This window comes from Gryllotalpicola sp., from assembly GCF_027352875.1.
Classification (GTDB): Bacteria; Actinomycetota; Actinomycetes; order Actinomycetales; family Microbacteriaceae; genus Gryllotalpicola.
The window spans coordinates 23,498-34,013 of sequence record NZ_DAIEII010000047.1; the positions used below are offsets into that span (position 1 = coordinate 23,498).

Below are 10,516 nucleotides of genomic sequence, written 5' to 3' on the forward strand. Positions count from 1 at the left end.
GAGCCGCTAGTCGGCGAGGGAAGGAGTATCTCGTGCGCCCCTCGCGAGGGCTGCGGCGAGGGAGGCGACGGCGCTGACGCCGCCGTCAGCGAGGGCCTTCACCAGCGCGGAGCCCACGATGGCGCCGTCCGCGTACCGGAGGACGTCGTGGACCTGCTCGGGCGTCGAGATGCCGATGCCGACGCAGATCGGATCGGCGCCGACCGCCCTCAGCCGCGTCGCGAGCGTTCGCGCGGCGGCGTCGACGTCCGTGCGCGCGCCGGTGATGCCCATCGTCGACACCGTGTAGACGAATCCGCGCGAGTGCGCGGCGGCGAGCCTGAGGCGTTCGTCCGTCGAGGTCGGGGCCGCGAGGAACACCCGGTCGAGGCCGGCGCGCTCGGAGGCGGCGAGCCAGTCGGCCGCGGAATCCGGAGTGATGTCGGGCGTGATGAGGCCCGCGCCGCCCGCCGCCTTGAGATCGTCGGCGAACCGCTCCACGCCGTACTGCAGCACCGGGTTCCAGTACGTCATGACGAGGATCGGGGCCCGGACCCGCTCGCGCACCGCCCGGACGGCGGTGAAGACGTCCTTGACGCGGAATCCGGCAACGAGGGCGGCCTGCGTGGCGGCCTGGATGACCGGCCCGTCCATCACCGGGTCGGAGTACGGCAGGCCGAGCTCGAGCACGTCGACGCCGGCTTCGACGAGGGCGACGGCGGCCTCGACGCTCTGCTCGAGGTCGGGGAACCCGATGGGCAGGTAGCCGATGAGGGCACCGCCCTGGGCGGCTTTGGCGGCGTGGATGGCGTCGGCGACGGGGCTTGCGCTCACTGCTCGGCCCCGCCCTCGTCGAGCACGCCGAAGTAGCGGCCGGCGGTCTCCATGTCCTTGTCGCCGCGGCCGGAGAGGTTGACGAGGATCACGGCGTCGGGGCCGAGCTCGTGGCCGAGCTGGATGGCGCCCGCGAGGGCATGCGCCGACTCGATCGCCGGGATGATGCCCTCGGTGCGGCTGAGCAGGCGGAACGCCTGCATCGCCTCATCGTCGGTGATGGCGCGGTAGGTGGCGCGGCCGAGGTCCTTGAGCCAGGCGTGCTCGGGGCCGACGCCCGGGTAGTCCAGGCCGGCCGAGATGGAGTGGGACTCCATCGTCTGACCGTCCTCGTCCTGGAGGACGTAGGTGCGATTGCCGTGCAGGATGCCGGGGCGGCCCATCTCGAGGGTGGCGCCGTGCTTGCCGGAATCCAGCCCGAAGCCGCCCGGCTCGAAGCCGAAGAGCTTCACGCTCGGGTCGTCGAGGAAGGCGTGGAAGATGCCGATCGCGTTGGAGCCGCCGCCGACGCAGGCGGCGACCGCCGTCGGCAGCGCACCGGTGAGCTCGAGGACCTGCGCGCGGGCCTCCTCGCCGATGATCTTCTGGAAGTCGCGCACCATCGCCGGGAACGGGTGCGGACCGCTCACCGTGCCGAGCAGGTAGTGCGTCGTCTCGACATTGGCCACCCAGTCGCGGAAGGCCTCGTTGATGGCGTCCTTGAGGGTGCGCGAGCCGTTCGTCACGGGGACGACCTCGGCGCCGAGCAGGCGCATCCGAGCGACGTTGAGCGCCTGGCGCTTCGTGTCGACCTCGCCCATGTAGATCGTGCACGACATGCCGAACAACGCGGCCGCCGTCGCCGTCGCGACGCCGTGCTGGCCGGCGCCGGTCTCGGCGATGAGCCGCGTCTTGCCGAGGCGCTTGACGAGCAGCGCCTGGCCGAGCACGTTGTTGATCTTGTGCGAGCCGGTGTGGTTGAGGTCCTCGCGCTTGAGGATGATGCGCGCGCCGCCCGCGTGCGCGGCGAAGCGCGGCACCTCGGTGATGATCGACGGCCGTCCCGTGTACGTGCGGTGCAGCGCCGCGAGCTCGCCAGCGAACTCGGGGTCGAGCTTCGCCGCCTGCCACGCCTCGGAGAGCTCGTCGAGCGCGGCGATGAGCGATTCCGGCATGTACCGGCCGCCGAACTCGCCGAAGAAGGGCCCCTCGCCGTCGCGCAGCGCCATCAGTCGTCGCCTCCTGGGGAGCCCGCGGCGAGGAAGGCGTGGAGCGTCGTGATCGGGTCGCCCGTCACGAGCGCCTCGCCGATGAGCACCGCGTCGGCGCCGGCCTCGCGGTAGCGGGTCACATCGGCCGGCTCGAGAACGGCGGATTCCGCGACGCGGATCACCCCGGAGGGGATGCGGTCGGCGACCCTGCCGAAGAGCTCGCGGTCGAGCTCGAAGGTGAACAGGTCGCGGGCGTTGACCCCGAGCAAACCCGCTCCCGCATCGAGGGCGCGCAGCACCTCGTCCTCGGAGTGCACCTCGACGAGCGCCGCCATGCCGAGCTCGCGAGTCAAGGCGTGAAGGCTCTCCAGCGTCGGCTGGTCGAGGGCGGCGACGATGAGCAGCACCAGGTCGGCACCCGCGGCGCGCGCCTCGAGCACCTGGTACGGTTCGGCGATGAAGTCCTTGCGCAGCACCGGCAGGGCGACGGCGGCGCGCACGGCCTCGAGGTCGGCGAGCGATCCCCGGAATTTGCGCTGCTCGGTGAGCACCGAGATCGCGCTCGCGCCGCCGGTCTGGTAGGAGACGGCGAGGGCGGCGGGGTCGGGAATCTCGGCGAGGTCGCCGCGCGACGGGCTCGCGCGCTTGACCTCTGCGATGATCTTGACGCGGTCGGCCGGGGCGAGCAGGTGCAGCACATCGAGCGCAGGGCTCTGTGCCACGGCTGCGGCCTCGACGACGCTGTAGGGCGCAGTCAGCCGGCGCTCCGCGGCATCCGCGACCGCCCCTTCAAGGAGGTCGGTCAGCATGAGCTAGTGGTGCTTCGGCTGGTACTTGGGACCCGCGACGCCGTAGCCGGCCTTGCGCATGATCCAGCCGACGATGGGGCCGACGATGACGACGACCGCCGAGGCGTAGACGCCCCAAGGGGCGTTGAACCAGAAGAACAGCGTACCGGCGGTGAAGCCGATCAGCATGATGATGACTCCGGTCCAGGCGGCCGGCGAGTGGCCGTCGCCCGGGTCGCTGATGTCGCTCATGACTCTCCTGATTTGCTTAGGGGACGTTTCGAGCCTAGCGGATGCCCCTGGCCCGGCGCGGTCGCCGGGCCGCCTGGTTGCGTGACGGGATCGAGAGTAGGAGTTGATCGAGGAAGTAGGGACTTTTCTGTGAAAGGTCCCTGTTTTCGCAACGAACTCCTACGGATCGAGGAACCGAGCCGGTCTTGGGCGGCGGACAAATCCCTGCAGACGGACGAATTGCGACCTACATGTCGGCCTGTGGAGATTTGTCCGCCTGTTGTGAGCGAATGAGCAGGCAGTCCGGGTTTCCGTAGACGATGTGCCGGAACAACGTAGAACTATCGAATTCCTCCGTGGTCTGTGGCGCCAGTCCGTCGTTCGCTGACCCAAACATTGCACCACAGGCAGACCCAATCGAGATTCTCGGGAGAGTTTGATCCGCCGTTCACCCTGGCCACCCTGTGGCCGAGAGAACCGATCCGACGACCGACGTGTTCCCAAGGTGCTGGGGATCCATCCGGTCGGGATGGTCGGTTCTCGAGCGCCAAGGATCCGCAATACACGCACCAGCCCTCAGCCGCGGTCAGCACCAACAGCACATCTTCGACTGTTAGTCGATAATCGACCGGGCCACTCATCAGCCGCTCGCGGTTAGAACGTCGTGCCTTTCGGCTGCACCATGCGCGCCGTTCAGTCAAAGTCGTGGCGTCAAGGTATTGCTGCCATGACTTGTAGATGGGATCAGGTGCTGTGGCGTAGCCGGGCGGGGGTTCTAACGGCGCCGGAACAAGCTTGGCTCGGATGGCTTGGGCATAATCCGCGTCCAATTGCCCCAGACGCTCTTCGATCTCGTCCAGCGACCGCGTTTCGGGGCGATCACTAGCGGGATCTCGCATGCTCAAAACGTATCCCGCAGAGAGTCGTCCTGGATCCATCGTTAGCCAACAGACCTAATGTGAGGATTCCAAAAGTCGGCCGCTACCGCTCGGACGGGTCGTCGCCGCGGGTGAGCTCGTCCCAGTCGGCCACGGCGGCGTCGGATGCCGAGGCCGGAGGCTTGGCGGGGGCGAGGCGCGTGGACGACTCGTAGCGGCGGGAGGCCTGCGGCCAGAGTCCGCCCAGGACGACCGCCGAGAGTGCGCCGAGTCCGATGAGGACGCCACCGGCGAAGGGCACGAAGCGCCACCACTGCCCGTCGACGCCCGCGATGAGGGCGAGCACCGAGGCGTGTCCGGCGATGCCCGTCGCGGCGGTGATCTGGTCGTAGCCGCCGTGCAGTTCGGCAGCGGCCGGGACCGCAGCCCAGATGAGGCAGACGGCGACGGCGATGCCCAGCAGCCCCACGACGATGCGCGCGACGCGGCCCGCGATCGCCAGGGCCAGCGCCAGCGCGAGGCCGGCGACGCCGAGCGCGATGACGGCGGCGGCCGCGTCAGAGCCCGTGATGCTCAGCGGCGCCGGGTGCCCCGCTGCGGCGGTGAGCGTGATGACGAGCCAGGGCTGGGTGGTCGAGACGAGGGCGATGCCGGCGCCGACCAAGACGGCCAGGACCGTCACCCACTTGAGGGCGCGGCCGCTCACGAAAGCCTCACCATGGCGTTCGCCACGGTGACCGCGCGCAGCGGGGCGGCTGCCTTGTTCTGCGATTCCTGGAATTCGTTCACAGGAACAGAATCCGCTACCAGACCGCCACCGGCCTGGACGTAGGCTGTGCCCCCGATGAGCGTTGCGGTGCGGATGGCGATGGCGAGGTCGGCGTCGCCGGCGAAATCGAAGTAGCCGACCACTCCCCCGTACACTCCGCGCTGCGCGGGCTCCAGCTCGTCGATGATCTCCAATGCGCGCGGCTTCGGCGCGCCGGAGAGCGTGCCGGCGGGGAAGGTCGCCTTGAACACGTCGACGGCGTCCGCGCCATCCTGCAGGTCGCCCTCGACAGTCGAGACGAGATGCATGATGTGGCTGAAGCGCTCGACCCGCATGAACTCGGTCACCGCGACAGTGCCCGCGACGCAGACCTTCGCGAGGTCGTTGCGCGACAGGTCGACGAGCATGAGGTGCTCGGCGCGCTCCTTGGGGCTCGCGAGCAGGTCGGTCTCGTTCTGCACGTCGGCCTCGGGCGTCGCGCCGCGGGGCAGGGACCCTGCGATCGGGTGAGTGATGACCCTGCCGTCGGTGACCTTGACGAGCGCCTCGGGGCTCGAGCCGACGATCTGGTACGGCGTGCCGTCGGGGCGCTCGAGCTGCAGCAGGTACATGTACGGGCTCGGGTTGAGCGAGCGCAGCACCCGGTAGACGTCGACGGGCGCGGCGGTCACCGGCTGCTCGAAGCGCTGCGAGATGACGACCTGGAACACGTCACCGGCGCGGATGTACTCCTGCGAGCGCTCGACGGCGGCGAGGTAGTCCTCCCGCGCGGTGCGGTGGTGCGGCTCCGGCGCGAGGTCGAGGTCGGCCCGGTCGATCTGCGCGTCGAGCGGCTGCGCGAGCGCGTGCTGGAGCGCATCGATCCGGGCTTGCGCGTCGGCCCAGAGCGTGTCGGCATCCTCGAGGCCGTCGTTCAGCGCGTTGGCGATGAGCTGCACGGTGCCGAGCTTGTGGTCGAGCACGACGAGATCGGCGACGAAGCCCAGCGCCTGGCCGGGCACGTCGTAGTCCGCGACCGGTTGATGCGGCAGGCGCTCGAGCTGGCGCACGGCCTCCCACCCGATGAAGCCGACGAGGCCGCCCGTGAGCGGCGGGAGCCCTGCGATGCGCGGCGTCGCCCAGCGCTGGTAGAACGCGTCGAGGACGTCGAGCGGCTTGACGTCGGGCATGATGCTGCCGAGCGCCCGGGACTCGTCGAGGCCGTAGCTCAGCCAGGTCGAGGTCCCGGCGGTCTGGGTCAGCATGCCGAACGAGCGCGCGCCCACGAACGAGTAGCGCGACCAGATGCCGCCCTGTTCGGCGGATTCCAGCAGGAAGGTGCCAGGCCGCGTGCCGGCGAGCTTGCGGAAGACCCCGACCGGCGTCTCGCCGTCGGCGAAGAGGTCGCGCACGACGGGCACGACGCGGTGGCCCTGGAGCAGCACGTCGAAGGCGGCGCGCGTGGTCGTCGTCATCCGGCACCGCCCGCGTCGCCGACCACGGGGTCGAGCACGTCAGCGTCGAAGCAGGTGCGGTCGCCGGTGTGGCAGGCCGCACCGATCTGCTCGACCTGCACGAGCAGCGTGTCGCCGTCGCAGTCGAGGGCCGCCTGCTTCACGAACTGCACGTGGCCGCTCGTGTCGCCCTTGCGCCAGTACTCCTGGCGGGAGCGCGACCAGAACGTGACGCGGCCCTCGGTGAGCGTGCGGCGCAGCGCCTCGGCGTCCATCCAGCCGAGCATGAGCACCTCTTTGGTGTCGTGCTGCTGGATGATGGCGGGGAACAGGCCATCGGCGTTGAAGCGGATCCGATCTGCGATCGCCGCCGCATCAGGCCGTGACCTGCCGTCGTCGCCGGCAGCTCGGCCGTCGGGGAACTCGCTCATCGGCGCACCTCCCAGCCCTGTGCGATGAGATCGGCCTTGACCTCGCCGATCGTCACCGTGCCGTTGTGGAAGATCGACGCTGCGAGCACGGCATCCGCGCCCGCCGCGATCGCCGGGGCGAAATCGGCCGCCCTGCCCGCGCCGCCTGACGCGATCACCGGCACCGAGGACACCGCCCGCATGAGACGGGTGAGTTCGAGGTCGAAGCCCGCCTGGGTGCCGTCGGCATCGATCGAGTTGACGAGCAGCTCCCCCGCGCCGAACCCGATGGCCTGCTCGGCCCATTCCAGGGCGTCGAGGTCGGTCTCGGTGCGGCCGCCGTGCGTGGTGACGACGAATCCCGAATCGGTGCGCGGGCTGCGCTTGACATCCAGCGAGAGCACGAGCACCTGCGAGCCGAAGCGGTCGGCGATCTCGCCGAGCAGCGCCGGGCGGGCGATCGCCGCCGAGTTGACGCCGATCTTGTCGGCGCCGTGCGCGAGCAGGCTCGCGACGTCGTCGACGGAGCGCACTCCCCCGCCGACCGTGAGCGGGATGAACACCTGCTCGGCGGTGCGCTGCACGGTCTCGAGGAGCGTGCCGCGGCCCTCCACCGTCGCCGTGACGTCGAGGAAGGTGAGCTCGTCCGCGCCCTGCGCGTAGTAGCGTGCGGCGAGCTCGACCGGGTCGCCGGCATCCCGCAGGTTCTGAAAGTTGACGCCCTTGACCACGCGGCCGTTGTCGACGTCGAGGCACGGGATGACGCGGATGGCGAGGCTCATGGTCGCGCCCGCCTAGATGCGCGCCGCGTGGATCGGCGTGACGAGGATGGCTCGGGCGCCGAGCTCGTAGAGGGCATCCATGACGGCGTTGACGTCGCCGATCGGCACCATGACGCGCACGGCGAGCCAGGCCGGGTCCTTGAGCGGGCTGACCGTCGGCGACTCGATGCCGGGGGTGATCGCAGCAGCCTGCTCGAAGAGCTCGCTGGGCAGGTCGTAGTCCATGAGCACGTACTGGCGCGCGACCATGACCCCCTGCAGGCGGCGGTAGAGGGTCTCGGTGCCGGGCTTCGTCGTGGCGTTCGCGATGAGCACCGCCTCGGACTGCAGGATGACGGGTCCGAAGATCTCCAGGCCCTGCTTGCGCAGCGTGGTCCCCGTCTCGACGACGTCGGCGACCGCATCGGCGACGCCGAGGTGCACCGCGGACTCCACGGCGCCGTCGAGCGCGACGAGTGTGACGGTCACGCCCGCCGCGGCGAGGAATCCTCCGACCAGACCGGGGTACGAGGTCGCGACCCGCTTGCCCTGGAGATCGGCCAGTTCCTGGAACTCGCCCAGCGGGCCCGCGAAGCGGAACGTCGACGCGGCAAAGCCCAGCGGCGCGACCTCGTGCGCGTCGCTGCCGGCGTCGATGAGCAGGTCACGGCCGGTGACGCCGACGTCGAGCGCCCCGGAGCCTACGTAGGTTGCGATGTCGCGCGGGCGCAGGTAGAAGAACTCGACGTCGTTGCGGGGATCGCTGACGATGAGTTCTTTGAGGTCGCGGCGGCCGTAGTAGCCGGCCTCTTTGAGGTATTCGGCGGCCGTCTCGGAGAGCGAGCCCTTGTTGGGCACCGCGACGCGCAGCGGGCTGGAGGACATATCGGTGGCTTTCTGGTCGGGTCTGACGGGTCGAGGAGGGGTCGGGTGGCGGCATCAGAGATGTCGCCAGACGTCCTCCTTCGTCAGGCCCTTGGCCAGCATGAGCACCTGCAGGTGGTAGAGCAGCTGCGAGATCTCGGCGGCGGTCTCGTCGTCGGACTGGTATTCGGCGGCCATCCAGACCTCGGAGGCCTCCTCGACGATCTTCTTGCCGATCGTGTGGAGTCCGGCGTCGAGCTCGGCGACGGTGCTCGAGCCCTCGGGGCGCAGGGCGGCCTTCTCGCTGAGCTCTGCGAAGAGGTCGTCGAAGGTCTTCACGCCTTCCAGGCTAGTGGAGGTGCTGCGCCGCCGCGGCCCGCAGCTCGACGATCGCGGCGTCGGCGTCGGGTGCGCCGAACACGCTGGAGCCCGCGACGAAGGTGTCGGCGCCGTGCTCGGCGGCGATCCGGATGGTGTCCACGGTGACGCCGCCGTCGACCTGCAGCCACACATCGAGGCCAGTCCTGGCGCGCTCGGCGTGGAGGGCGTCGAGCTTGGGCATGACGTCGGCGATGAACCGCTGCCCGCCGAATCCCGGCTCGACGGTCATGACGAGCACCTGGTCGAACTCGCCGAGGATCTCGAGGTAGGGCTCGACCGCGGTGCCGGGTTTGAGGGCGATGCCGGCGCGGGCGCCGATCTCGCGGAGGCGGCGGGCCAGTGCGACGGAATCCGCCGCCGCCTCGGCGTGGAAGGTCACGGAGAACGCGCCGAGCTCGGCGTAACCCGGCGCCCAGCGGTCAGGGTCGTCGATCATGAGGTGCACGTCGAGCGGGATGGGGCTCACGGCCTGGATGCGCTCGACCATCTGAGGGCCGAACGTGAGGTTGGGCACGAAATGGTTGTCCATGACGTCGACGTGGACGTAGTCGGCCGTGCCGATGCGGTCGAGGTCGCGCTCCATGTTGACGAAGTCGGCGCTGAGGATGCTCGGGTTGATGCGTGCGGGCACGTGTCGAGGGTATCCGGCTAATTCTTCGCCAGCAGGGCGATGAACATCGCGTCGGTGCCGTGGCGATGCGGCCAGAGCTGAACCTGGGCGGCGGGGCCCGCGAGGTCGAGGGGCTCGCGCGCGGAATCCTGCACGATCTGCTGCGTCGGCAGCTCGGCGAGTTCGGGATGCCGCTTGAGGGCGTCCGCGACGACCGCGCGCGTCTCCCCCACATGCGGCGAGCAGGTGACGTAGGCGAGGACGCCGCCGTGCGCGAGGGCGCCGACCGCCGACTCGAGGAGCTCGGACTGCAGTCTGGTCAGTTCGGCGACATCGCGCGGCTGCTTGCGCCAGCGCGCCTCGGGTCGGCGGCGCAATGCGCCGAGACCGGTGCACGGTGCATCGAGAAGGATGCGGTCGAACTCGCCGGGGTGGTCGGCGCCGTACCAGCGGCCGTCGGCCTGGACGACGGTGACGGTGTCCTTCACCGGGGCGACGGCGCGCTCGACGAGTCCGACCCGAGCGGGAATGAGCTCGTTGGCGAGCAGGGTCGCGCCGCCGCGTTCGGCCTCGGCGCCGAGCAGGGCCGCCTTGCCGCCGGGGCCGGCGCAGAGGTCGAGCCAGCGCTCGCCGGGTGCGATCGGGCGCGCGGCGACGAGGGCGAGGGCGGCGAGCTGCGAGCCCTCGTCCTGCACGCGGATCGTGCCGTTGCTGCGGGCGACCAGGGAGAACGGGTCGTCGGGGGCGAAGCCGTACGGCGAGAACCGGTCTGGATGCCCGATCTTCCTGAGTTCGCCGCCGGGCACCAGCCCGGGCAGCGCCACCAGATTGACTCGGGGCGCGGCATTGTCCGCTTCGAGCAGGGCGCCGAGCTCTGCCTCGCGACCCTCGAGTGCCAGAGCCTGGCGGAGCGCGCGGATGATCCAGGCCGGGTGGGAGGTCAGCGCGGCGAGCCGGTCGTCGGCATCCGTCGACCCTGCGGCGACACGCTCGCGCCATTCCGAGGCGGGCACGCGCTCGATGGCGCGGAGCACGGCGTTGACGAACCCGGTCTTCGACGTGCCGGCGACCCGCGCGGCCAGCGCGACGGACTCGTTGACCGCCGCGTGCGCCGGAATGCGCATCGAGAGCAGCTGATGCGCACCGAGGCGCAGCACATCGAGCAGCGGAGGGTCGATGCGCTCGACCGGTCGCCCGGCGGCCAGCGCGATGACCCGGTCGTAGTAGCCCCGCAGGCGCAGCGCACCATAGGTCAGTTCGGTCGCGAGACCGGCATCGGCAGCGCCGAGCCGGGCGCGGTCGATGCGCGTCGGCAGCAGCAGGTTGGCGTAGGCGTCGTCCTCGCGCACCGCGCGGAGCACGTCGTAGGCGACATCGCGCGCGGCGGC

General features: G+C 70.4%; 12 protein-coding genes. All 12 read right to left on the bottom strand.

Annotated features, from left to right (window positions below; all coding sequences use genetic code 11):
- Nucleotides 1–6: 6 nt before the first annotated feature.
- The gene (trpA, locus tag M7D61_RS05775; protein ID WP_298228483.1) at nt 7–813 is read right to left on the bottom strand and encodes a tryptophan synthase subunit alpha; all 807 of its coding nucleotides are present in this window, start codon (nt 811–813) and stop codon (nt 7–9) included.
- A complete protein-coding gene (gene trpB, locus M7D61_RS05780) occupies nt 810–2,021 on the bottom strand; it encodes a tryptophan synthase subunit beta (protein ID WP_298228485.1) in 1,212 nt (403 codons plus the stop codon). Before trpB ends, trpA begins: the two co-directional genes overlap by 4 nt.
- Nucleotides 2,021–2,812 carry an indole-3-glycerol phosphate synthase TrpC gene (trpC, locus tag M7D61_RS05785; protein ID WP_298228487.1) on the bottom strand — a complete coding sequence of 264 codons (792 nt, stop codon included), beginning with the start codon at nt 2,810–2,812 and terminating at the stop codon, nt 2,021–2,023. Before trpC ends, trpB begins: the two co-directional genes overlap by 1 nt.
- A gap of 3 nt (nt 2,813–2,815) precedes the next feature.
- Complete coding sequence (locus M7D61_RS05790) at nt 2,816–3,043, bottom strand: DUF6704 family protein (protein ID WP_298228488.1); 228 nt, start codon at nt 3,041–3,043, stop codon at nt 2,816–2,818.
- A 960-nt stretch (nt 3,044–4,003) separates the two neighbouring features.
- The gene (locus tag M7D61_RS05795; protein WP_298228490.1) at nt 4,004–4,606 is read right to left on the bottom strand and encodes a Trp biosynthesis-associated membrane protein; all 603 of its coding nucleotides are present in this window, start codon (nt 4,604–4,606) and stop codon (nt 4,004–4,006) included.
- Nucleotides 4,603–6,123, bottom strand: a complete 1,521-nt coding sequence (locus M7D61_RS05800) for an anthranilate synthase component I (protein WP_298228492.1) — start codon at nt 6,121–6,123, stop codon at nt 4,603–4,605. Before M7D61_RS05800 ends, M7D61_RS05795 begins: the two co-directional genes overlap by 4 nt.
- Entirely contained in the window at nt 6,120–6,533 is a 414-nt protein-coding gene (gene hisI / locus M7D61_RS05805; protein ID WP_298228494.1) for a phosphoribosyl-AMP cyclohydrolase, read from the bottom strand. The genes M7D61_RS05800 and hisI overlap by 4 nt, the downstream gene beginning before the upstream one ends.
- Nucleotides 6,530–7,294 (bottom strand): imidazole glycerol phosphate synthase subunit HisF, encoded by a 765-nt coding sequence (gene hisF, locus M7D61_RS05810; RefSeq protein WP_298228496.1) that lies wholly within the window; start codon nt 7,292–7,294, stop codon nt 6,530–6,532. Before hisF ends, hisI begins: the two co-directional genes overlap by 4 nt.
- A gap of 12 nt (nt 7,295–7,306) precedes the next feature.
- Nucleotides 7,307–8,158, bottom strand: a complete 852-nt coding sequence (hisG, locus tag M7D61_RS05815) for an ATP phosphoribosyltransferase (RefSeq protein ID WP_298228498.1) — start codon at nt 8,156–8,158, stop codon at nt 7,307–7,309.
- Nucleotides 8,159–8,212: 54 nt separating this feature from the next.
- Nucleotides 8,213–8,476, bottom strand: a complete 264-nt coding sequence (locus M7D61_RS05820; protein ID WP_298228500.1) for a phosphoribosyl-ATP diphosphatase — start codon at nt 8,474–8,476, stop codon at nt 8,213–8,215.
- A 10-nt stretch (nt 8,477–8,486) separates the two neighbouring features.
- Complete coding sequence (gene rpe, locus M7D61_RS05825; RefSeq protein ID WP_298228502.1) at nt 8,487–9,149, bottom strand: ribulose-phosphate 3-epimerase; 663 nt, start codon at nt 9,147–9,149, stop codon at nt 8,487–8,489.
- Nucleotides 9,150–9,166: 17 nt separating this feature from the next.
- On the bottom strand, nt 9,167–10,516 hold a 1,350-nt coding region (locus tag M7D61_RS05830), incomplete at its 5' end, for a transcription antitermination factor NusB (RefSeq protein WP_298228504.1).